Consider the following 20,333-nt stretch of genomic DNA (forward strand, 5'->3'; position numbering starts at 1 on the left):
TGCTTTCGTGTCTCTAACGGGGAAACGGCTTACGCCGCTTCCTTCTGTTCGGTCTTGGCTTCACCAGCGAAGGGGAAGCCGAACAGGCGCAGCAGCTCGCGCGCCTCTTCGTCGGTCTTGGCGGTGGTGGTGACGATGATGTCCATCCCACGCACCTTCTCGATCTTGTCGTAGCTGATTTCGGGGAACACGATCTGTTCCTTCAGCCCCATCGCGTAGTTGCCGCGGCCGTCGAACGACTTGGCGTTCAGCCCGCGGAAGTCGCGGATGCGCGGCATGGCGACGGTCACGAGACGGTCGAGGAATTCGTACATCCGCTCACGGCGCAAGGTGACCTTGCAACCGATCGGCATGCCTTCACGCAGCTTGAACTGCGCGATCGACTTCTTGGCCAGAGTGATGACCGGCTTCTGGCCAGCGATCAGCGCCATTTCCTCGGCGGCGGTCTGGACCTTCTTCTTGTCCTGGCTCGCCTCGCCCACGCCCATGTTGAGCGTGATCTTCTCGAGCTTGGGCACTTCCATCCGGTTCTTGTAACCGAACTTCTCGGTCATGGCCTTGACGATCTCGTTGTCGTACTTGGCCTTCAGACGGGCGGTGTAATCAGCCATCGATGGTCTCCCCACTCTTGACGGCGACGCGCACCTTCTTGCCGTCCTTCACTTCGAAGCGGACGCGGGTGGCCTTGCCGGTCTTGGGATCAGCGAGAGCAACCTTCGAGATGTGCATCGGAGCCGCGAAACGGTCGATGCCACCCTGGGGGTTGGTCTGGCTGGGCTTGCGGTGACGGGCGACGACATTCACGTCCTCGACAACGACCTTGCCGTCCTTCGGGAGAACCTGGGCGACCGTACCGGTGCGGCCCTTGTCCTTGCCCGACAGCACGACGACGCTGTCACCCTTCTTGATCTTCGCGGCAGCCATCACAGCACCTCCGGAGCAAGCGAGATGATCTTCATGAAGCCCTTGCCGCGCAGTTCGCGGACCACGGGGCCGAAGATACGGGTGCCGATCGGCTCCTCGTTCTTGTTCACGAGCACGGCCGCGTTGGTGTCGAAGCGGATGACGGTGCCATCCGGACGACGCACGTCCTTGCGGGTGCGCACGATCACGGCGCGATGGACGTCGCCCTTCTTGACCTTGGTGCGCGGCTGCGCCTCCTTGATGGAGACGACGATCACATCGCCAACGCCCGCGGTACGACGCTTCGAGCCACCCAGCACCTTGATGCACTGGACGCGCTTGGCGCCGCTGTTGTCCGCGACGTCGAGATTGGATTGCATCTGGATCATTGATCCGGTTCCTTCTCAATGGCTTTCCGGGACGCCCGATCCGACCGGGGCCCGGTAGTTCCGATTACGCCTAATTCAGTTACCCGCAGCAGCGACGTCGAGGTCGGCTTCCACCGCCTGCACGCCACCCGCCACGACCCGGTCCTTGACGATCCAGGTCTTGGTCTTCGACATCGGACGGGTCTCTTCGATCCGCACCACGTCGCCCACGGTGTATTCGTTGTTCTCGTCGTGCGCGTGATACTTCTTCGAACGACGGATGATCTTCCCGTAGAGCGGGTGACGCACCTTGCGTTCGACCTTCACGGTCACGGTCTTGTCGGTCTTGTCGGAGGTCACAGTCCCGACGAGGATACGCTTGGGCATTGTGCTTACTCCTTACGCCTTCGCGGCGGCGGCCTTGGCCGCACGCTCGCTCTGCAGCGTCTTGATCTGCGCGATGGTCCGGCGCACCTGACGGATGCGCGAGGGAGCCTCGAGCTGGTTGGTCGCAGCCTGGAACCGGAGGTTGTACTGCTCGCGCTTGAGCTCGGTGAGCTCGGCGGTCAGCTGGTCATCGGTCTTGGTGCGAAGGTCCGCGATATCGGCCATTATTCGCCTCCCAGGTGGCTGGTGTCGCCGAGACGGGCGACAACCTTGGTCTTGATCGGCAGCTTCATCGCTGCACGCTCGAACGCCTCGGCGGCCAGCGGGCCGGCCACGCCGTCGAGTTCGAACAGGATACGGCCCGGCTTCACGCGCGCCGCCCAGTATTCGACCGAACCCTTGCCCTTACCCTGACGGACTTCGGCAGGCTTCTTCGACACGGGAACATCGGGGAACACGCGGATCCAGAGACGACCCTGACGCTTGATGTGACGGGTGATGGCACGACGCGCCGCTTCGATCTGGCGAGCGGTGATACGCTCGGGCTCGAGGGCCTTGAGGCCGTACGAGCCGAAGTTGAGCGCAGTGCCGCCCTTGGCGTCGCCCTTGATCCGGCCCTTGAAGGCCTTGCGGAACTTGGTCTTTTTCGGTTGCAACATGGTCTGTTACCTCAACGAGCCGGGCGGACGCCGGAAGTCTGGGCTTCCATCATCAGGCGGTCCTGCGCGGTCGGATCGTGAGCGAGGATCTCGCCCTTGAAGATCCACACCTTGATCCCGATGATCCCGTAGGCGGTGAGCGCCTCGGTCTCGGCGTAATCGATGTTCGCACGCAGGGTGTGAAGCGGCACGCGGCCTTCGCGGTACCATTCGACGCGGGCGATTTCCGCCCCGCCGAGACGGCCGCCGCACACGATCTTGATGCCTTCGGCACCAAGACGAAGCGCCGACTGCACCGCACGCTTCATCGCACGACGGAAGGCCACGCGGCGAACCAGCTGGTCGGCGATGCCCTGTGCGACGAGCTTGGCGTCGATTTCCGGCTTGCGGATTTCGACGATGTTCAGCTTGACGTCGCTCGCGGTCATGGTCGCAAGCTTCGAGCGCAGCTTTTCGATGTCCGCGCCCTTCTTGCCGATGATCACACCGGGACGGGCCGCATAGATCGACACGCGGCACAGCTTGGCCGGACGCTCGATCACCACCTTCGAAACCGCCGCCTGGGGCAGGTTCTTCATGATGTACTTGCGGATCTCGATGTCTTCCTTGAGCAGGCCCGCATAGTCACGCCCTTCGGCGTACCAGCGGCTGTCCCAGGTGCGGTTGATCTGCAGGCGCAGACCGATCGGATTGCTCTTCTGGCCCATCTTACGCCTCTTCTGCTTCGCGGACCACGATCCGCAGCCGGCTGAACGGCTTGAGGATCCGGGTCGACTTGCCGCGACCGCGGGTGTGGAAACGCTTCATCGTCACCGACTTGCCGACCGAGGCTTCCGCCACGATGAGCGCATCGACGTCGAGGTTGTGGTTGTTCTCGGCGTTGGCGATCGCCGAGGCGAGCACCTTGCTCGCATCGCGTGCCATCGCCCGCTTCGAGAAGGCGAGGATGTTCATCGCCTCTTCGGCCTTCTTGCCACGGATCAGGGCCGCGACGAGGTTGAGCTTCTGCGCCGAACCACGGATCGTGGTGCCGACGGCCAGCGCCTCGTTATCGCCCACGCGGCGGGGTGCTTTTGCCTTGCCCATTAGCGCTTGCCCTTCTTGTCGGCAGCGTGGCCGGGGAAGGTGCGCGTGGGCGCAAATTCACCAAGCTTGTGGCCGACCATTTCTTCCGAAACCGAAACGGGAATGAACTTGTGCCCGTTGTAGACGTTGAAGGTGAGCCCGACGAACTGCGGCAGGATCGTCGAACGCCGCGACCAGGTCTTGATCGGCTTGGCGTTCGTGGCCTCCTGCGCTTCCTCTGCCTTCTTCAGCAGGCTCAGCTCGACAAACGGACCTTTCCAGACGGAACGTGCCATCGTCTCTTACCTCTTCTTCTTCGCGTGACGCGAACGGATGATCATCTTGTCCGTCTGCTTGTTGTGGCGCGTGCGGGCACCCTTGGTCGGCTTGCCCCACGGGGTAACCGGATGACGGCCACCCGAGGTGCGGCCTTCACCACCACCGTGCGGGTGGTCGACCGGGTTCTTCGCAACGCCGCGGGTCAGCGGACGCTTGCCCATCCAGCGCGAGCGGCCGGCCTTGGCAAAGTTCTGGTTGGCGTTGTCGGGGTTCGACACCGCACCCACCGTGCCCATGCAATCGGCGCGCAGGTAACGCTGCTCGCCCGAGTTGAGGCGGACGATGACGAAGGCGCGGTCACGACCGACGACCTGCACATAGGTGCCGGCCGAACGGGCGATCTGGCCGCCCTTGCCCGGCTTCATCTCGACGTTGTGGCAGATCGTGCCGACCGGCATCTGACCCAGCAGCATCGCGTTGCCCGGCTTGGTGTCGACCTTCTCGCCGGCCACGACCTGGTCACCGACAGCGAGACGCTGCGGCGCGAGGATGTAGGCCTGCTCGCCGTCTTCGTACTTCACCAGCGCGATGAAGGCGGTGCGGTTCGGGTCATACTCGAGCCGCTCGACGGTCGCCGGCATGTCCCACTTGCGACGCTTGAAGTCGATGAAGCGGTACTTCTGCTTGTGACCACCGGCGATGCCACGCGAGGTGACATGACCCTTGTTGTTGCGGCCACCGGTCTTGCGCTTGCCTTCGGTAAGCGCCTTGACCGGCTTGCCCTTGTACAGGGCCGACTTGTCGACCAGGATCAGACCGCGGCGGGCGGGACTGGTCGGCTTGTAGTTCTTGAGTGCCATTGTTCGTGTCCTGTCCCTTGGCCTCAGATACCGCTGGTGATGTCGATCATTTCACCCTCGGCGAGGGTGACAATGGCCTTCTTCACGTCGCTGCGCTGATAGGCCTTGCCCTTCCAGCGCTTGGTCTTGCCCTTCTGGATCAGGGTGTTCACGGCGACGACCTTCTTGTCGTAGATCGCCTCGATCGCTTCCTTGATCTGCGGCTTGGTCGCGTTGCCGGCGACCTTGAAGACCACAGCGTTCTGCTCCGACGCGAGGGTCGACTTTTCAGTGATGTGCGGCGCGATGATCACATCGTAGTGACGCGCGTCGACAGTCTGCTTCTTAGCCATTGAAGCGCGCCTCCAGCTTTTCGACAGCGGCCTTGGTCAGCACCAGCGTGTCGTGGTTGAGGATGTCGTAGACATTGGCACCGATCGCCGGGAGCACGTTGATGCCCGGAAGGTTGCCGGCGGCCTTCTTGAAGCCCGCGTCAACCTGCTCGCCATCGATCACCAGCACCTTGCCGGTCAGGCCGGCCTTGGTCAGGTGGCCCTTGAGCGCCTTGGTCTTGGCGTCCTTCAGTTCGAGGCTGTCGACGATGACTAGGCCGCTCTTGGCCTTGGTCGAAAGCGCCATCTTGAGGCCGAGCGCACGGACCTTCTTGTTGAGCGACTGCTCGAAGTCACGCTTGCGCGCACCGTGAGCCTTACCGCCGCCGATGAAGATCGGAGCCGCACGGTCGCCGTGACGGGCGGTACCACCACCCTTCTGGCGGCCGAACTTCTTGCCGGTGCGGGCCACGTCCGAACGCTCGCGCGTCGGGCGGGCGGTGCCGCGGCGGTTCTCGAGCTGCCAGGTCACCACGCGGTGCAGGATGTCGGCGCGCGGCTCGATGCCGAACACGTCATCCGACAGTTCGATATCGCCCGAGGCCTTCCCCTCGATGTTCTGAACCTTGATCTTCATGGCTCAGCCTTCCTTGTTTTCTTCGGTGGCCGGCGCGTCGGTTTCGACGGCTTCGGTCACGATGGCTTCTTCGGCCGCGGCTTCGACCACCGAGGGGGTCTCGTCAGCCACAGGGGCCTTCTTCTCGAGGATCGCGCCCGGGAACGGCAGGCCTTCGGGGGCCGGCAGCTTCACCGCGTCGCGAACGAGCAGCCAACCGTTCTTCGCGCCCGGGACCGAACCCTTGACGAAGAGAAGGCCGCGCTCGGCGTCGGTGCGGACGATTTCGAGGTTCTGCTGGGTGCGCTGACGGTCGCCCATGTGGCCGGCCATCTTCTTGCCCTTGAACACGCGGCCCGGATCCTGACGGTTACCGGTCGAACCATGAGCACGGTGCGAGATCGAGACGCCGTGGGTGGCGCGCATACCGCCGAAGCCCCAGCGCTTCATTGCGCCCGCAAAGCCCTTGCCCTGCGTGTGGCCGGTGATGTCGACCATCTGGCCGGCAATGAAATGCTCGGCACTGATGGTGGCACCGACGGGAACGAGCGCATCGGCGCTGTCCACGCGGAACTCGGCAACCTGCTTCTTCAGGCCGACGTCGGCCTTGGCGAATTGTTCACGCTGCGGCTTGGCAACGTTCTTGTGCTTGGCTTCGCCCGCGCCGAGCTGGACCGCGAAGTAGCCATCACGATCGGCAGTACGGTGCGAGACCACCTGGCAATCTTCCAGCGCGAGAACGGTCACAGGCACGTGCCGTCCGTCCTCCTGGAAGAGGCGGGTCATCCCGACTTTCTTTGCGATAACGCCGGTGCGCATCGTCAGTTCACTCCTCAACAGAGGCACCCTGCAGACCATCCGCAAGGTGCGTGTGAGACCGCAGACGCGAAATGCACCTGCGGCCCCGTTCAGCCCGAATTTTCATGCATCGCCCCGTCCGGGCTGAGTGCTCCTGCCGGCCGGGTGGCCTCGGGAGCGAGACGGGGGACGCAGCCCGGAGAGTATCTCCGGCGGTATCCACCCTATCGTCAGGCGGAGCGCTTATGGCTCCAACGATAGAGGCCCCCCGCGCAGGCAGGGGGCATTTCGGCTAGCCTCAGGCCAGCTTGATCTCGACGTTCACGCCGGCGGCCAGATCGAGCTTCATCAGAGCATCGACGGTCTGGGCGTTCGGCTGCACGATGTCGAGCAGCCGCTTGTAGGTGCGCACCTCGAACTGCTCGCGCGACTTCTTGTCGACGTGCGGGCCGCGGTTCACGGTGAACTTCTCGATACGCGTCGGCAGGGGAATGGGGCCACGAATAAGAGCGCCGGTGCGGCGGGCCGTATCAGCGATCTCACCAGTGGCCTGGTCGAGAACGCGGTGGTCGAACGCCTTGAGGCGAATACGGATATTCTGAGCTTCCATGTCCTACTACCGATGCGAAAGAGCCAAGGAGCTGCCGGTGACCCGGCATTTCCCAAAAACAAAGACCGCCCCGCTGACTTCCGGTTTCCCGAGAGCGGGCGGCCTTCCTCAAAACTCGTGCCGTCGGGAGACGAATCTCCGTCGGGGATGCGCGCCTATACGGGCCGAGTTGGATTCTGGCAAGGGCTCTCGGACCGAAAATTACATGACCGTGAAACGACTGCAATTTCGGGCCGGACTGGCGCCCTTCCCTCACACTAAAAGGCCCGGCAGCTCGTCAGAGCGCCGGGCCTCTCAGCGTTCAGTTACGCCCCTTAGCGGAGCAACACCTTACTTGGTGATCTTGGCGACGACGCCCGAACCCACGGTGCGGCCACCTTCGCGGATCGCGAAGCGCAGACCTTCGTCCATGGCGATCGGCGCGATCAGCTTCACACCGATGGTCACGTTGTCGCCCGGCATCACCATTTCGGTGCCTTCGGGAAGGATCACTTCGCCGGTCACGTCGGTGGTGCGGAAGTAGAACTGCGGGCGGTAGTTGGCGAAGAACGGCGTGTGACGGCCACCTTCGTCCTTCGACAGCACGTAGACCTCGGCCGAGAACTCGGTGTGCGGGGTCACGGTGCCCGGCTTGGCGAGAACCTGGCCGCGCTCGACTTCTTCACGGGCCACGCCGCGGATCAGGGCGCCGACGTTGTCGCCAGCTTCACCGCGATCGAGCAGCTTGCGGAACATTTCCACGCCGGTGACGGTGGTCTTGCGGGTGTCCTTGATGCCGACGATTTCGACTTCGTCGCCGACGTTCACGATGCCGGTTTCGATACGGCCGGTCACCACGGTGCCGCGGCCCGAGATCGAGAACACGTCTTCGATCGGCATCAGGAAGCTCTTGTCGACCGGACGGTCGGGCTGCGGGATGTAGCTGTCGACGGCTTCGATCAGGGCAATGACCGAGTCCTTGCCGATGTTGTCATCGCGGCCTTCGAGAGCGGCCAGAGCCGAACCCTTGACGATCGGAATGTTGTCGCCGTCGAAGTCGTACGACGACAGCAGTTCGCGGACTTCCAGTTCGACGAGCTCGAGGATTTCCTCGTCGTCAACCTGGTCGACCTTGTTCATGTACACGACCAGCGCCGGCACGCCGACCTGACGGGCGAGCAGGATGTGCTCGCGGGTCTGGGGCATCGGGCCGTCAGCGGCGTTCACGACGAGGATCGCGCCGTCCATCTGGGCGGCACCGGTGATCATGTTCTTCACGTAGTCGGCGTGACCCGGGCAGTCGACGTGCGCGTAGTGACGGGCAGCCGATTCATACTCGACGTGCGCGGTCGAGATGGTGATGCCGCGCTCGCGCTCTTCCGGGGCCTTGTCGATGTTGGCGAAGTCCACGGCGCTGCCGCCGTAGGTTTCAGCCATCACCTTGGTGATCGCCGCGGTCAGGGTGGTCTTGCCATGGTCGACGTGACCGATGGTGCCGATGTTGCAGTGCGGCTTATTCCGCTGGAACTTTTCCTTGGCCATTTCTCTGGTGTACCTTCTTGGATGAAAATCTGTGTTCGCGGGAAACTGGCGGCACCCGCAGAATCAGGCGCCGCCCCTAGACTGCCGAGGCAGCTTAGGCAAGTTTCTCCTTGACCTCGGCTGCGACGTTGGCCGGAACCTCGTCATAGTGCGAGAACTGCATGGTGTACTGCGCACGCCCTTGCGTGAACGAACGCAGTTCATTGACGTAGCCGAACATGTTGGCGAGCGGCACGAAGGCTTCGACCGCCTGGGCATTGCCGCGGGTGTCGGTGCCCTGGATCTGACCGCGCCGGCTGTTGAGGTCGCCGATGACGTCACCCAGGTAATCGTCCGGGGTGACCACTTCGACCTTCATGATCGGCTCGAGCAGCTTGATGCCCGACTTCTGGGCGACTTCGCGCATGGCGCCGCGGGCGGCGATTTCGAACGCGATCGCGCTCGAGTCGACGTCGTGGTAGGCACCATCGGTCAGCTTGATCGAGAAGTCGATGATCGGGAAGCCCACGAGATGGCCGCTCTCGGCCTGCTCGCGGAAGCCCTTTTCGATCGCCGGGATGTATTCGCGCGGAATGTTCCCGCCCTTGATCTGGTCTTCGAAGATCACGCCCTGGCCGCGCTCACCCGGGGTGACCGTGACCTTCACGCGGCCGAACTGGCCCGAGCCGCCCGACTGCTTCTTGTGGGTGTAATCGACTTCGACTTCGCGGGCGAGGTATTCGCGGTAAGCCACCTGCGGCGCGCCGACGTTGGCTTCGACCTTGAACTCGCGACGCATGCGGTCGACGATGATGTCGAGGTGCAGTTCGCCCATGCCCTTGATGATCGTCTGACCGCTTTCGTGGTCGGTCGACACGCGGAACGAGGGGTCTTCCTGCGCCAGACGATTGAGCGCGATGCCCATCTTTTCCTGGTCAGCCTTGGTCTTGGGTTCCACCGAAAGCTCGATCACGGGCTCGGGGAATTCCATGCGCTCGAGGATGATCGGCTTGGACGCGTCGCACAGGGTATCGCCCGTGGTGGTGTCCTTCATGCCGGCCAGCGCGACGATGTCGCCGGCGAACGCCTCATCGATGTCCTCGCGGTTGTTCGAGTGCATCAGCAGCATGCGGCCGATCTTTTCCTTCTTGTCCTTCACCGAGTTCAGGACCTGGCCCTTGGTGAGCTTGCCCGAGTAGATGCGGGTGAAGGTCAGCGAGCCGACGAAGGGATCGTTCATGATCTTGAACGCGAGAGCCGCGAAGGGCGCATCGTCGCTCGAGGGACGCTCGTCTTCCTGGTCGCTGTCGGGCAGCACGCCCTTGATCGGCGGAATGTCGAGCGGCGACGGCATATAGTCGACCACGGCGTCAAGCAGGGGCTGCACGCCCTTGTTCTTGAACGCCGAGCCGCAGGTCACCGGCACGAAGGCGCGCGCGATGGTGCCCTGACGGATCAGCTTCTTGATCGTCGGGACATCGGGCTCGTTGCCTTCGAGGTAGGCTTCCATGATCTCGTCGTCCTGCTCGACGACGAGCTCGATCAGGCGCTCGCGATATTCGGCCGCCTTGTCGGCGAGGTCAGCGGGGATTTCGATGAACTCGTACTTCGCGCCGAGGCTCTCGTCCTTCCAGACGATGCCGCGGTTGTTGACGAGGTCGACCACGCCCTGCAGCTGGCTCTCGGCACCGATCGGGAGATAGAGCACCAGCGGCTTGGCGCCGAGGCGGTCGATGATCGACTGGACGCAGTAGTAGAAGTCAGCGCCGGTGCGGTCGAGCTTGTTGATAAAGCACATCCGGGGGACGCCGTACTTGTCTGCCTGACGCCAAACAGTTTCCGACTGCGGTTCCACGCCGGCCACGCCGTCGAACACCGCCACGGCACCGTCAAGCACGCGCAGCGAGCGTTCGACTTCGATGGTGAAGTCGACGTGGCCGGGGGTGTCGATGATGTTGATGCGGTGCTTGGGCTGACCCTCGCGCAGCGCGTCGGGATCGCTCATCGGATCCATCGAGCTGTCCTCGGCGGTCCAGAAGGTCGTGGTCGCGGCCGAGGTGATCGTGATCCCGCGCTCCTGCTCCTGCTCCATCCAGTCCATCGTCGCGGCACCATCGTGCACTTCGCCGATCTTGTAGGACTTGCCGGTGTAGTAGAGAATGCGCTCGGTCGTGGTGGTCTTGCCGGCATCGATGTGCGCCATGATGCCGATATTGCGATAGCGCTCCAGCGGATACTCGCGGGCCATATCAGGTTCCTTAGGTGAGAGAGGGCCGCCGGGTCGCGGTCAGGGCCCCATATAGGGAAGATTGTGACAGCCGGAAGACCCCGTCCTCCGGCTGCCCACAATCCGAGCGGTTTACCAGCGGTAATGCGAGAAGGCGCGGTTCGCGTCCGCCATGCGGTGCGTGTCCTCGCGCTTCTTCACGGCGTTGCCGCGGTTGTTCGCCGCATCGAGCAGCTCGCCCGACAGCCGTGCGGCCATCGTGGTTTCCGGGCGACCGCGCGCGGCGGTGATCAGCCAGCGGATCGCGAGCGCTTGGGCACGCTCGGGGCGAACCTCGACCGGCACCTGATACGTGGCACCACCGACGCGGCGGCTGCGCACTTCGACCTGCGGCTTCACGTTGTTCAGCGCATCGTGGAACAGCTGGATCGGATCGGCCTTGGCCTTGGCCTCGACCGTGGCGAGCGCGCCATAGACGATCTTTTCGGCAACGGCCTTCTTACCGTCGAGCATGAGGTTGTTCATGAACTTCGACAGCACCTGATCCCCGAACTGCGGATCAGGCAGGATTTCCCGCTTCTCGGGACGACGACGACGTGACATGTTTTCAACTCCTTCGGAGTGCGGCCCCTGCCCTCCCCTTCCGTCATGCTGAACTTGTTTCAGCATCCATCGGGAGGCGGGCTCAGCCCTTTGATTTCCTAAACCTGCGCTGGAGGAGCCATGGATCCTGAACTACGCTCGCTTGTGGCGAGCTATTCAGGATGACCTGTCCCCCGGACAGATCACTTCGGACGCTTGGCGCCGTACTTCGAGCGGCTCTGCTTGCGGTCCTTCACGCCCTGCGTGTCGAGGACGCCGCGCAGCACGTGGTAGCGCACGCCGGGAAGGTCGCGCACACGGCCGCCGCGGATGAGCACAACGGAGTGCTCCTGCAGGTTGTGGCCTTCGCCCGGGATGTAGCTGATGACTTCGCGCTGGTTGGTCAGGCGGACCTTGGCCACCTTGCGCAGCGCCGAGTTCGGCTTCTTCGGGGTCGTCGTGTAGACGCGGGTGCAGACACCGCGCTTCTGCGGGTTCTGCTCCATCGCAGGGACCTTGCTCTTGGCCTTCTGCGGAACGCGGCCCTTGCGGACCAGCTGGTTGATCGTCGGCATTAAGTTCTCACTTCACCAGGTTGATGGTGAGCACGGGTGCCGGACGATGGAGAGAGAGAGGATTGCCTTGCGCGAGGCTGTCATCCCGGGCTTGACCCGGGACCCAGCGAACAAGAACGCCCGCGACGCGGCCATCCTCGCATGTCACACAAGCCGAAACGCTCCACCCACACAGTCAGGCCCTTCGGCCACCGGGTTACTTTGACGGCTACCTCCCCGAGGGAGACACACCGCCAATGTTCAGCTCGCTCCGAGGGGATACCCCGGAAAGATGCGCGCCCTTAGGCGGGTTTGAGTTGGGGGTCAAGGCGGGAGTTGGATGCATCCTACACCCCTGCCCGTCACCCCGGACTTGATTCCCGGGGTTTTGCTTTCTACTTGCCACTCTTGCGCCGATTATCCGGCTTGCAAAGCATTTGGCAGTTCGTGGCAATCGTCTTTCCACCCGCGTGCCATGGGTCGATATGGTCTGCCTCCATGTCCTCGATGGCAAACGGTTTGTTGCAGACTGTACAAAGGCCGCCTTGCCGCTCCCACGCTTCCCGCTTCATATTGTCTGTGAAAGCACGGATCGACAAAGCTCGTTCGTTGCCACTCAGTACATAGTCGAAAATGCCCGATTTCTTGGTGACATCCTCATCCCGCATAAGCCGCGAGACTTCGGCCTCCAGCTTAGCGGTGTCCTGCGGAACGTCCTTGAATCGGTTGTAGAGCGGCCCCCACGCCACGCCCTTCATTTCTTTGCGATAGTTTGGAAATGTCAGATTGACCCACTCGATGACCGCGCGAAAATAAGCCCATAGTTCGTTGGCGTTTTGATCGAATTGATGCGCCGCCATGTAGGCTTCGATCTTCCCGTCGCTGATCCAGTCGAGCGCGGTTTCAAGATAGTCCTGCCGGATCGGCGAGCCGTTCAGCAACTTGTTGCCTATGGCAGCAGCGGGAGCGCCGGACTTGGAGAACCAGGTCTTGGCGGCGGCGAGCCACGGGCCGGTGTAGATCGCGTTGCGCAGTTCCTGATCGTATAGCTTTTCGCCTGCGATGTTGATAACGCGAAACCAGTCCAGCTTCTGTTGGTCAGTGCCCTCGCAGACATAAATCGAGAGCTCGTAGTCCAAGATCTGCTGCTGCCGCTCTTTGGGCAGATTGGCAAAGCCGAACGGATTGCCGTCGATCATGACGGAATAATCGCCCTGCACATATTGGCAGATGCTAATGGTGCGCTGTTGCCCGTCCATCAGCTCGAAGCCACCATTATCCGTCACAGCCCAATACATCGTGTTGAGAGGGAAGCCCTTGCGCACCGTGTCGATCACGGCTTCGCGTTGCTTGCCGCTGTAGACAAATTCCCGCTGATACGCGGGACGGATGTTGAGCTTGCCGCCGTAACCGATGACGCCCGCTTCGCCCTTGTCGCTGAATCCGTCGACGAGGTCAGCAACGCGAATATTCTGCAACGTAATTTTCAATCCACGCCCCTTCGTCTCACAATGATCCTAGAATAGGGACACCGCGATCTGCCGTTTGTTGTAATCGAGATATCAGTACGCCCTCGAAAATTCTTCGTGACACCAAGCTCTTTGCCCATATTTCCAAAAGGAATTCCGATAACTTCAAATTGTTCTGGATTATAACGGTCAAAGAATGTGTCTGGTACGCCCATAAGTCCGTCGTAGTCGGCAGGTATATCAGCCACCTTACTGACTTCAATAGCATTGAAGTTGTCGTAGGTGGGAAAATCATCAGGGCTGTAATGACGAAAAAGAGGTATTTCTTCATGACGTCCCTCATGATCCATATTGGTAAACCAGCAAACGTTCCGGAACTTCACCAGGCCCGTGTTTGGATCATAAACGCCATCAGCAAAATCACGCTCAGCACCTTTTGGTATTGCAAAGAAAGCATTTCCCGATGCAAACCCGCGCCCGAGCCACAGTTGATTGTTGCGTATCAGCCTAAAGATTTCCTGATAGTGCAATGCATTTCTCGCACCAATGATCAAAAATTGTTTTTTGTATTCAATTAATTGTGAAACATAGTCCCGAAACAGCGAGAAGGGCGGGTTCGTCACAACCACATCGGCCTGTTTCAAGAACTCAATACATTCGACGCTACGGAAATCGCCCGCCCCATACTCACTATCGCCTTTCAGCGTATGACTCACGTTACCGTCGCTTTGCAGCAGCAATTTCACGTCGGTCAGGTCAATCGCACCGTCACCATTCACATCCGGCACCTTGGTGATCTCGACAGCGTAAGGCTGCCTGCAATCAGGCTTAAGCCCCTCTATCTCGAACAGCGGCAGGCGACCGCCAGCGATGCTCGACCCGTCATAACAGGTTGCAATCAGCTTCTTGAGGCCGAGCGCATTGAAGTTCAGCGCGAAATAACGGAAAAAATTGCTCTCGTAGGGATCATCGCAATTGCACAGCACTACCTTGCCGCGAAACTGGTCACGATAATGGCGCAGTTCATTCTCGATATCGGAGAGCTGGGTGTAGAACTCGTCCTGCTTGGCGCTCTTGGCCTTTGACAGCGCGCGATTGCCGGAAGCGGAAGCAGGGCTAGTGCTTGCCATTGCGATTTGCTCCAAGTCGATGTTCTTCTATTGTTCCGTTTACGCACCAAGGGCGCATGAGTCCAGTTGGAACGGCCGAAACGGACACAACAACTCTTGCGCCCGTACAACCACTTATCAGCAGGAAGCGGGCCCCCGGGTCAAGCCCGGGGTGGCGGAAAAGGCGGGACTAACGCCACCCTACCCCTCCTTCGTCATTGCGAGCGTAACGTGGCAATCCATGGTCTGCCCTCGTCGCCTGGCGCGTCGTTCGGCGATGGATGGCCGCGTCGCTGCGCGCCTCGCCATGACGACATTAGGGTTGGCGCCTTGCCATGAGGCGGTGAGGATGGCGGTGGGCGGCGGCCTCTCCGCGTCTCCTTTCCCTCTGCGGTCTCTGCGTGAAACCCCTTTCTTGATGCGGGCGCCGCCCTCATCGTGTCTTCGTGTGAACCCAAGGAAAGCGGGGCCCCGGATCGGGTCCGGGGAGACGGAGGGGGACGGACGCTAGCCCCTCCCCGAGTCATTTGTTGGCGCCCTCAGGCGCCGGGCGGCGGACGTCCGTCCGCCTTGGCTTTCCTCGCATAAGCTCGGGCGCGCGCTTTTTGTCGTCCTATCGCTTCGCTACTTGAGGACGGTCGGCCTTGCGGCGCTTCGCGCCGGTTCAGCGGCACGCTCGCCCTTGGTGGCTCCGCGCCCACCCCTAACCCCTCCCGCAAGCGGGAGGGGGATGGGTCGCGCTTCTCCCCTCCCGCCTGCGGGAGGGGCCGGGGGTGGACACTTTTCCTTTTCCTACTCCCGCCAAACCTGCAATCTCCCCCCGCGCCATGCCCCGCAAGCGCGCGCCCTCTCCGCCCCCGCCCCCGCCCCGCACGCCGCTGCTCGTCAACAAGCGCAAGCATGAGCGGCAGGCGACCTCGCGGGTGGCGTTCGAGGAGCTGGCGATCCCGGAGGATGATCCGCTGCTCGACTTCATCCCCTATCGCCACGCGCATCCGCGGGGGAACTCGATCACGCCGGAGGTGCAGCGCGCCTTCATCTTCCACCTCGCCGCCTCGGGGATCGTCAAGCAGGCCGCGCTCAAGGTCGGCAAGAGCATCGAGGCGCTCTACAAGTTGCGCGCCCGGCCCGAGGCGTGGGATTTCGCGCGGGCGTGGGATGCGGCGCTCGAATGGGGGCGGCAGCGGCTGATGGACTGCGCGATGGAGCGGGCGATCGCGCAAGGGGTGCATTATCCCAAGGCGAACGGGATGATCTGCTGGGTGCTCGAACACCGCTCGGATCACATGGTCGATGCGCGGGAGGTGAAGCGCGGGCACTGGCTGTGGGCGCGGATCCACCACGAGCTGCTCGGCCGGTGGCCGGAGGATGACGCAGAAGAGGAGGAGGAGGCCTAGCCCCCCGCCCGCCTCAGGCCGCCCAGTTGCGGCGCACCTCGCCGAAGTACCGCGCCAGCTTGTCGCGCGCCGGCTGGGTGAGCTTGAGGAAGGCGCGGCGCTTGTCCTTGGGGTCGGCCACCCGCGCGATCAGACCGCGCTGCTCGAGCACGCCGATGTAGCGCAGCGCGGTGGTCTCGGCGACACCGCTGCCGTAGCACACGGCCGAGACGCACAGCTGCTTGCCCTGGAGCTCGGCCTGGTAGAGGTCGATGAGGATCGACCAGGCGGGGTCGAAGAACAGGTCCTGGTCGAAATATTTGGTGCGCAGGCGGCGCGCGGCGATGAGCGCCTCGATGAGGCCGGGCGCGGACGGCGGGAGCGCGACGGGCGCGGGGCTCTCCGGCGCGGGCACGCCTCGCAGCTCGGCGCAAGGGTCCGTCGCGGTGTCGTTGGCACAGAGCACAGCCCCTCCCGAGATCGCCGCGAGGGCGGTTTCGAGCCGGGCCAGCCGTTCGGACATCATGTTCGTTTCATCGCACATGCTGCACGATTTACCCGCCCTCTACGTAATTTCATGTCCCCTAACTAAACTACGTTAGTGTCTGAAACCGATCTGATGGAGACAATGGAGACAGGGATAATAGTAAAATTACCGGCCAGATTAGCTAATTTCGGACCGGTCTACTGTGGGTGGCGATGTTGGATGTCAAAGTATTTGTCCGCCTGCTCGATGAAATATTTGCAGCGGACTCGGTAGACTCCGTACTCGCCATAATGTTTGAATCGTGCCGCAAAATTGGCGGTGACAAAATCAGCTAGCATCCCGAACTCATGTTCGACGGCGCTTCGCCGCTTCGCCCGGATGTATTCTACGCGGGCTATCCCCCTGAATGGGTGGAGATTTACACCAACTCCGACGATGACTTCACCGATCCCGTTCCCGATCTTGTGATGCGCGCGGGCAAGGCGATGACCTGGCAGGAGGCGGTTAGCTCCGCGCGGCTAACCAAGGGCCAGCAGGCCTATATCAAGGCCGCGCGCGAACACGGGGTGCGCGCCGGGATCGGTTTTCCGCTGTGGGGCCCGGGCGGTCAGGATGCTTACGTCGCGATGGGCTTTCCGGGGAGCGAGGCGAATCTGCCCCCCGATGTGCTGCGCACCGAACACCTGCTGCTGCTCGCCGGGCACCAGAAGATCTGTGAACTCGCCTCGCCCGATGTCACCGTGCCGGTGCTCTCGACCCGGGAGCGCGACGTGCTGCAATGGGTCGCCAAGGGCAAGAGCAACACCGACATCGCCACGATCATCGACATCTCGCCCGAGACCGTGGCGACCTATATGCGGCGGATCTATGCCAAGCTCGGCTGCCACGACCGCGTGGGGGCGGTGATCAAGGCGCTGCGCAGCCGCCTCATTCACCTGTAAGTCGCAAGCGCGCTCAGCCGGTGGCGGAATAGGCGCCGAGAAACTCGACCAGCGCGCGCACCTTCTTGCTGCGCCATTGCGGCGGAGGGGCGATCAGCCAGTAGGAACGGGTCGCCGCCTCGGGCTCGCCATGCGCCACCAGCTGCCCGCGCGCGATCGCGCCCTCGGCCAGCGCGAAGGGCAGGATCGTGCGCCCCATCCCCGCCAGCGCCGAGGCCAGCGCCTGCCCGGGGCTGCCCGCGCGGATGCAGGGGTTGCGGCCATCGGGCATGGTCATCCCCGGCCAGTCGATCCACGCATCGCGGTATTCGGGCGCGGCCACCGTCACCCGCATCGCCGGTGCCAGCTGCACCCCCTGCAATTCGCCCGGCCCGTCGGCGAGCCGGATCGCGAGATCGAGGTTCGCCTCGGTAAAATCGGCGTGTTCGTCAGGCGCAAGGATATATTGAACCCCCGGCGTCCCCGCCTGGAACCGCGCCAGCCGCGGCGCGAGCCATTCGGCATAGAATTCGCGCGGCACGGCGATGGTGTAGCGGTCGGAGGCCTGCCCCGCCTGCATCGCGGCGACGCTTTCCTCGAACCTCAGGAAGCCTTCCCGCAGGGGATCGAGCCCCGCCTCGCCCTCGGGCGTCAGCTCCAGCCCCTTGGAAGTGCGGCGGAACAGCACCACGCCGAGCACATCCTCGAGCGCGCGAATCTGCTGGCCGACTGCTGCGGGGGTCACCGCCAGCTCGTCGGCGGCACGGGTGAAAGACAGGTGCCGCGCGGCGGCATCGAACACGCGCAAGGCGTTGAGGGGCAAGTGGGTGCGCTTCACGGCGCGAGGATTAGGCGCGCAAGGGCTGCATCGCAAGCGGCTGAATCAGCGCGTCCCCGCGCGAGGGGCCGTCAGAGCGGCGAGCGGCCCTCGGCCGTTTCGGGCGCGGCGAGCGGGAAGAAGGGAATGCGCACCTCGGCCGGCGAGCCATCGGCACGCTCGAAGGTGTAGAAGCCTTCCATCGAACCGAAAGGCGTCGTCAGCGGGCAGCCCGAGACATAGTCGTGGCTCTGCCCCGGCTGGAGCAGGGGCTGTTCGCCCACCACGCCTTCGCCGTCGACATGATTGACCATCCCGCGCCCGTCGGTGATCCGCCAGTGGCGGGTGCGCAGGCGCAGCGCCTCGTGCGAGGCGTTCTCGATACGGATGTGATAGACCCAGAACCACTTGCCCGCTTCCGGATGCGACTGCTCCGGCAGGTAATTGACCGCGACGCGGACCGTGACCCCGTCGGTGGTGGCGGCGTGCTGGAAAAATTCTTTCATGTCGCCTCCAAGGTTAGCGATTCTTCGCTTCCTCACAAGAGGGGCAACGCGCTTAATCCCAGCTGTATCCCGCAGCCCGGCGTATTTCACGCAAGGCTGGCGGTCAGGCGGGTCAGCCGATCGCCCTGAGGCCGCCCTGCCAGCCGTGCGCAGGCGCGCGCGCGGCGGGAGCACGGACATCCTCGATCCGGAACTGCGCGACCAGCGCGGCGAGCTCGCCCGCTTCGTCGGCGAGGCTCTGGGCGGCGGCAGTCGCCTGTTCGACCATTGCGGCGTTCTGCTGGGTCATGCGGTCCATGTCGCCGATGGCGGTGTTGATCTGCGAGAGGCTGGCCGCCTGCGTGCCGGCCCCTTCGGCGATATGCGCGACCTCGCCGTTGACCTCGCCCACCCGCGCGACGATCCCGGAGAGCAGCGTGCCGGTCTCGTCGACCAGTGCAACGCCTTCGCTGACCTGGGCATTGCTGTTTGCGACCATTTGCTTGATGCCCTGCGCGGCCTCGGCGCTGCGCTGGGCGAGCGCGCGGACCTCGTTGGCGACCACCGCGAAGCCGGAGCCCGCCGCCCCTGCCCGCGCCGCCTCGACCCCGGCGTTCAAGGCGAGGAGGTTGGTCTGGAAGGCAATCCCGTCGATCACGTCGACCACCTGCCGGATCTGCTGCGACGAGGCCGCGATCGCCGACATGGCATCGACCGCGCGCCGCACCACCTCGCCGCCCCGGCTCGCCTGCACATGGGTTTCGGACATGGCCGCCTGCACGCGCGCGGCATTGGCCGCGGTGTCCTGCACCAGCGCGGTGATCTGGTTGAGCGTCGCGGCGGTTTCCTCGAGATTGGCGGCCTGGCGTTCGTTGCGGGTGGCCAGATCGCTCGAAGCCATGTGGATCTCGCGCGCGCCGGTGCCCACGCCCCCGGCGGTCTGGCGCAGGCTCGCCATCATCGCCGCGAGCCGCTCGACCGAGGCGTTGTAGCCCTGGCGCAGGGGCTCGTATTCGGGGGCGAGCGGCGCGGTGATGCGGTGGGTGAAATCCCCCTCGGCCAGCCGGGCAAGCGCGGTCTGGAGCGCTTCGACGACCTGCTGCTGGGCCAGCGCGTTCTCGCGTTCGCTGCGGGCCGAGGTGCGGAACACCTCGATTGCGCGGGTCATGGTGCCGATCTCGTCATTGCCGTGCGCGTCGCGCTCGCCTGCGGCCAGATCGCCGCCCGCCATGCGCTCCATCACATCGGCGGTGTCGTGGAGCGGCCAGATCACGCGGTTGCGCAGCAGGATCAGCCCCGCCCCGACCCCGCCGCCGACCATCAGCGCGGCAAGCAGCAGGATGACGGTGGTGAAGGTGAGCGTGGCGCTCGCCGCTTCGGCCAGCGTCATCTGGTGCGCGGCGGCATCGGCGACGAGCCGGTCGATCCGCTTGCGGTGCGCGGTGTAGACTGCGCCAATCTCGTCGGCAGCGCGGTCGATCGCGGCACGGTCTCCCGCGCGCGCAGCGGGGATCAGCTGGTTGTCGACCAGACTCCAGAAGGCCTTGCCGTCCTCGCGCACGGTGGTGGCAAAGCCGTCGCGCAGGGCCGGTTCGAGATCGGACGCGCTCCAGTGATCGAAGCGGGCGTTGAAGTCCTTTTCGAGCGCGGCGAGGCGCTTGGCGCGCGCGCCGACGCTGGCCGGATCGCGCGCGATCAGGGTCGCCTCGAGATAGGATTCGATCAGGTAGCCGGGCGGCGGCAGGATATCGGCGTTGAATTCGTGGAGCTGCTGGTTGGTGCGGTGCATCTCGCCGCCGAAGCGGATCTCGTTGATGGCATAGGCCGCCAGCAGGGCAGCGATGGCGATCACGGCAGCAAGGCCCGCGGCCCCCTGCCTGCTGACCTTGCGGATGGACATGCGCGAGGGCCCCGGCGTTCGAAACGATTGCAGAAGCCTGCTGGCCTAGCA

The 20,333-nt window shown here is 63.6% G+C and carries 26 protein-coding genes; 2 read left to right on the plus strand and 24 right to left on the minus strand.

Annotated elements, in window-relative coordinates; translation table 11 throughout:
* Positions 1 to 29: 29 nt before the first annotated feature.
* The 20 genes from rplE to BZF57_RS15130 form a co-directional block, all read right to left on the minus strand.
* The gene (rplE, locus tag BZF57_RS15035; protein WP_086739441.1) at positions 30 to 611 is read right to left on the minus strand and encodes a 50S ribosomal protein L5; all 582 of its coding nucleotides are present in this window, start codon (positions 609 to 611) and stop codon (positions 30 to 32) included.
* On the minus strand, positions 604 to 924 hold the full coding sequence (gene rplX / locus BZF57_RS15040; protein WP_086739444.1) for a 50S ribosomal protein L24: 321 nt from the start codon (positions 922 to 924) through the stop codon (positions 604 to 606). Before rplX ends, rplE begins: the two co-directional genes overlap by 8 nt.
* Complete coding sequence (gene rplN / locus BZF57_RS15045) at positions 924 to 1,292, minus strand: 50S ribosomal protein L14 (protein WP_017665135.1); 369 nt, start codon at positions 1,290 to 1,292, stop codon at positions 924 to 926. Before rplN ends, rplX begins: the two co-directional genes overlap by 1 nt.
* Positions 1,293 to 1,367: 75 nt before the next feature.
* Entirely contained in the window at positions 1,368 to 1,658 is a 291-nt protein-coding gene (rpsQ, locus tag BZF57_RS15050) for a 30S ribosomal protein S17 (protein ID WP_069310546.1), read from the minus strand.
* A 12-nt stretch (positions 1,659 to 1,670) separates the two neighbouring features.
* A complete protein-coding gene (gene rpmC / locus BZF57_RS15055; RefSeq protein ID WP_066529807.1) occupies positions 1,671 to 1,883 on the minus strand; it encodes a 50S ribosomal protein L29 in 213 nt (70 codons plus the stop codon).
* The gene (rplP, locus tag BZF57_RS15060) at positions 1,883 to 2,317 is read right to left on the minus strand and encodes a 50S ribosomal protein L16 (protein WP_086739446.1); all 435 of its coding nucleotides are present in this window, start codon (positions 2,315 to 2,317) and stop codon (positions 1,883 to 1,885) included. Before rplP ends, rpmC begins: the two co-directional genes overlap by 1 nt.
* A gap of 11 nt (positions 2,318 to 2,328) precedes the next feature.
* Positions 2,329 to 3,024 carry a 30S ribosomal protein S3 gene (gene rpsC / locus BZF57_RS15065; protein ID WP_086739449.1) on the minus strand — a complete coding sequence of 232 codons (696 nt, stop codon included), beginning with the start codon at positions 3,022 to 3,024 and terminating at the stop codon, positions 2,329 to 2,331.
* A 1-nt stretch (position 3,025) separates the two neighbouring features.
* On the minus strand, positions 3,026 to 3,403 hold the full coding sequence (gene rplV, locus BZF57_RS15070; RefSeq protein ID WP_069310550.1) for a 50S ribosomal protein L22: 378 nt from the start codon (positions 3,401 to 3,403) through the stop codon (positions 3,026 to 3,028).
* The gene (gene rpsS / locus BZF57_RS15075) at positions 3,403 to 3,678 is read right to left on the minus strand and encodes a 30S ribosomal protein S19 (RefSeq protein ID WP_086739452.1); all 276 of its coding nucleotides are present in this window, start codon (positions 3,676 to 3,678) and stop codon (positions 3,403 to 3,405) included. Before rpsS ends, rplV begins: the two co-directional genes overlap by 1 nt.
* A 6-nt stretch (positions 3,679 to 3,684) precedes the next feature.
* The gene (rplB, locus tag BZF57_RS15080) at positions 3,685 to 4,521 is read right to left on the minus strand and encodes a 50S ribosomal protein L2 (protein WP_086739454.1); all 837 of its coding nucleotides are present in this window, start codon (positions 4,519 to 4,521) and stop codon (positions 3,685 to 3,687) included.
* 23 nt (positions 4,522 to 4,544) lie between these two features.
* Positions 4,545 to 4,853: a 50S ribosomal protein L23 gene (locus BZF57_RS15085; RefSeq protein ID WP_086739456.1), complete on the minus strand. Its 309-nt coding sequence runs from the start codon at positions 4,851 to 4,853 to the stop codon at positions 4,545 to 4,547.
* Positions 4,846 to 5,469 carry a 50S ribosomal protein L4 gene (rplD, locus tag BZF57_RS15090; protein WP_086739458.1) on the minus strand — a complete coding sequence of 208 codons (624 nt, stop codon included), beginning with the start codon at positions 5,467 to 5,469 and terminating at the stop codon, positions 4,846 to 4,848. The genes BZF57_RS15085 and rplD overlap by 8 nt, the downstream gene beginning before the upstream one ends.
* 3 nt (positions 5,470 to 5,472) lie before the next feature.
* Positions 5,473 to 6,267, minus strand: a complete 795-nt coding sequence (rplC, locus tag BZF57_RS15095) for a 50S ribosomal protein L3 (protein WP_086739460.1) — start codon at positions 6,265 to 6,267, stop codon at positions 5,473 to 5,475.
* 277 nt (positions 6,268 to 6,544) lie between these two features.
* The gene (gene rpsJ, locus BZF57_RS15100; protein ID WP_017665146.1) at positions 6,545 to 6,856 is read right to left on the minus strand and encodes a 30S ribosomal protein S10; all 312 of its coding nucleotides are present in this window, start codon (positions 6,854 to 6,856) and stop codon (positions 6,545 to 6,547) included.
* A 330-nt stretch (positions 6,857 to 7,186) separates the two neighbouring features.
* Positions 7,187 to 8,377, minus strand: coding sequence for an elongation factor Tu (gene tuf, locus BZF57_RS15105; protein WP_017665147.1), 1,191 nt, complete (start codon positions 8,375 to 8,377; stop codon positions 7,187 to 7,189).
* Between the two features lie 94 nt (positions 8,378 to 8,471).
* Entirely contained in the window at positions 8,472 to 10,604 is a 2,133-nt protein-coding gene (gene fusA / locus BZF57_RS15110; RefSeq protein ID WP_086739463.1) for an elongation factor G, read from the minus strand.
* A 111-nt stretch (positions 10,605 to 10,715) separates the two neighbouring features.
* Positions 10,716 to 11,186, minus strand: coding sequence for a 30S ribosomal protein S7 (rpsG, locus tag BZF57_RS15115; RefSeq protein WP_086739466.1), 471 nt, complete (start codon positions 11,184 to 11,186; stop codon positions 10,716 to 10,718).
* A 182-nt stretch (positions 11,187 to 11,368) separates the two neighbouring features.
* Complete coding sequence (gene rpsL, locus BZF57_RS15120; RefSeq protein WP_006831873.1) at positions 11,369 to 11,740, minus strand: 30S ribosomal protein S12; 372 nt, start codon at positions 11,738 to 11,740, stop codon at positions 11,369 to 11,371.
* 374 nt (positions 11,741 to 12,114) lie between these two features.
* On the minus strand, positions 12,115 to 13,209 hold the full coding sequence (locus BZF57_RS15125) for an HNH endonuclease family protein (protein WP_086739469.1): 1,095 nt from the start codon (positions 13,207 to 13,209) through the stop codon (positions 12,115 to 12,117).
* Positions 13,206 to 14,333 (minus strand): adenine-specific methyltransferase EcoRI family protein, encoded by a 1,128-nt coding sequence (locus BZF57_RS15130; protein WP_206073281.1) that lies wholly within the window; start codon positions 14,331 to 14,333, stop codon positions 13,206 to 13,208. The genes BZF57_RS15125 and BZF57_RS15130 overlap by 4 nt, the downstream gene beginning before the upstream one ends.
* Positions 14,334 to 15,124: 791 nt before the next feature.
* Between BZF57_RS15130 and BZF57_RS15135 the strand changes: the two genes are divergently transcribed.
* Positions 15,125 to 15,694 carry a hypothetical protein gene (locus BZF57_RS15135; RefSeq protein ID WP_086739474.1) on the plus strand — a complete coding sequence of 190 codons (570 nt, stop codon included), beginning with the start codon at positions 15,125 to 15,127 and terminating at the stop codon, positions 15,692 to 15,694.
* 13 nt (positions 15,695 to 15,707) lie between these two features.
* Here the strand turns inward: BZF57_RS15135 and BZF57_RS15140 are convergent, their stop codons facing one another.
* Entirely contained in the window at positions 15,708 to 16,217 is a 510-nt protein-coding gene (locus tag BZF57_RS15140; RefSeq protein ID WP_086739477.1) for a helix-turn-helix domain-containing protein, read from the minus strand.
* A 290-nt stretch (positions 16,218 to 16,507) separates the two neighbouring features.
* Here BZF57_RS15140 and BZF57_RS15145 point away from each other — a divergent pair, with 290 nt between their 5' ends.
* Positions 16,508 to 17,101 (plus strand): helix-turn-helix transcriptional regulator, encoded by a 594-nt coding sequence (locus tag BZF57_RS15145; protein ID WP_086739479.1) that lies wholly within the window; start codon positions 16,508 to 16,510, stop codon positions 17,099 to 17,101.
* Between the two features lie 13 nt (positions 17,102 to 17,114).
* On the opposite strand, the gene BZF57_RS15150 is transcribed toward BZF57_RS15145, so the two are convergent.
* From BZF57_RS15150 to BZF57_RS15160, 3 genes are all read right to left on the minus strand, one after another.
* Positions 17,115 to 17,918, minus strand: a complete 804-nt coding sequence (locus BZF57_RS15150; RefSeq protein ID WP_086739481.1) for a LysR family transcriptional regulator — start codon at positions 17,916 to 17,918, stop codon at positions 17,115 to 17,117.
* A gap of 71 nt (positions 17,919 to 17,989) precedes the next feature.
* Complete coding sequence (gene apaG / locus BZF57_RS15155) at positions 17,990 to 18,403, minus strand: Co2+/Mg2+ efflux protein ApaG (RefSeq protein ID WP_086739484.1); 414 nt, start codon at positions 18,401 to 18,403, stop codon at positions 17,990 to 17,992.
* Positions 18,404 to 18,515: 112 nt separating this feature from the next.
* Entirely contained in the window at positions 18,516 to 20,282 is a 1,767-nt protein-coding gene (locus BZF57_RS15160) for a methyl-accepting chemotaxis protein (RefSeq protein ID WP_086739487.1), read from the minus strand.
* Positions 20,283 to 20,333: the final 51 nt, after the last annotated feature.

Origin of the sequence: Erythrobacter colymbi (genome assembly GCF_002155685.1) — a bacterium.
Classification (GTDB): Bacteria; Pseudomonadota; Alphaproteobacteria; order Sphingomonadales; family Sphingomonadaceae; genus Erythrobacter; species Erythrobacter colymbi.

Excerpts from the sequence above, each read along its gene's own strand:
- rplX (WP_086739444.1), bottom strand. The coding sequence starts at position 924 with ATGGCTGCCGCGAAGATCAAGAAGGGTGACAGCGTCGTCGTGCTGTCG.
- BZF57_RS15140 (WP_086739477.1), bottom strand. The coding sequence starts at position 16,217 with ATGTGCGATGAAACGAACATGATGTCCGAACGGCTGGCCCGGCTCGAA.
- rpsL (WP_006831873.1), bottom strand. The coding sequence starts at position 11,740 with ATGCCGACGATCAACCAGCTGGTCCGCAAGGGCCGCGTTCCGCAGAAG.
- BZF57_RS15160 (WP_086739487.1), bottom strand. The coding sequence starts at position 20,282 with ATGTCCATCCGCAAGGTCAGCAGGCAGGGGGCCGCGGGCCTTGCTGCC.
- BZF57_RS15135 (WP_086739474.1), top strand. The coding sequence starts at position 15,125 with ATGCCCCGCAAGCGCGCGCCCTCTCCGCCCCCGCCCCCGCCCCGCACG.
- rplN (WP_017665135.1), bottom strand. The coding sequence starts at position 1,292 with ATGATCCAGATGCAATCCAATCTCGACGTCGCGGACAACAGCGGCGCC.
- BZF57_RS15085 (WP_086739456.1), bottom strand. The coding sequence starts at position 4,853 with ATGGCTAAGAAGCAGACTGTCGACGCGCGTCACTACGATGTGATCATC.
- rplC (WP_086739460.1), bottom strand. The coding sequence starts at position 6,267 with ATGCGCACCGGCGTTATCGCAAAGAAAGTCGGGATGACCCGCCTCTTC.
- BZF57_RS15145 (WP_086739479.1), top strand. The coding sequence starts at position 16,508 with ATGTTCGACGGCGCTTCGCCGCTTCGCCCGGATGTATTCTACGCGGGC.
- fusA (WP_086739463.1), bottom strand. The coding sequence starts at position 10,604 with ATGGCCCGCGAGTATCCGCTGGAGCGCTATCGCAATATCGGCATCATG.
- rplV (WP_069310550.1), bottom strand. The coding sequence starts at position 3,403 with ATGGGCAAGGCAAAAGCACCCCGCCGCGTGGGCGATAACGAGGCGCTG.
- rpsC (WP_086739449.1), bottom strand. The coding sequence starts at position 3,024 with ATGGGCCAGAAGAGCAATCCGATCGGTCTGCGCCTGCAGATCAACCGC.
- rplP (WP_086739446.1), bottom strand. The coding sequence starts at position 2,317 with ATGTTGCAACCGAAAAAGACCAAGTTCCGCAAGGCCTTCAAGGGCCGG.
- rpsG (WP_086739466.1), bottom strand. The coding sequence starts at position 11,186 with ATGTCACGTCGTCGTCGTCCCGAGAAGCGGGAAATCCTGCCTGATCCG.
- rplD (WP_086739458.1), bottom strand. The coding sequence starts at position 5,469 with ATGAAGATCAAGGTTCAGAACATCGAGGGGAAGGCCTCGGGCGATATC.
- rpsS (WP_086739452.1), bottom strand. The coding sequence starts at position 3,678 with ATGGCACGTTCCGTCTGGAAAGGTCCGTTTGTCGAGCTGAGCCTGCTG.
- rpsQ (WP_069310546.1), bottom strand. The coding sequence starts at position 1,658 with ATGCCCAAGCGTATCCTCGTCGGGACTGTGACCTCCGACAAGACCGAC.
- tuf (WP_017665147.1), bottom strand. The coding sequence starts at position 8,377 with ATGGCCAAGGAAAAGTTCCAGCGGAATAAGCCGCACTGCAACATCGGC.
- rpsJ (WP_017665146.1), bottom strand. The coding sequence starts at position 6,856 with ATGGAAGCTCAGAATATCCGTATTCGCCTCAAGGCGTTCGACCACCGC.
- rplB (WP_086739454.1), bottom strand. The coding sequence starts at position 4,521 with ATGGCACTCAAGAACTACAAGCCGACCAGTCCCGCCCGCCGCGGTCTG.
- apaG (WP_086739484.1), bottom strand. The coding sequence starts at position 18,403 with ATGAAAGAATTTTTCCAGCACGCCGCCACCACCGACGGGGTCACGGTC.
- rpmC (WP_066529807.1), bottom strand. The coding sequence starts at position 1,883 with ATGGCCGATATCGCGGACCTTCGCACCAAGACCGATGACCAGCTGACC.
- rplE (WP_086739441.1), bottom strand. The coding sequence starts at position 611 with ATGGCTGATTACACCGCCCGTCTGAAGGCCAAGTACGACAACGAGATC.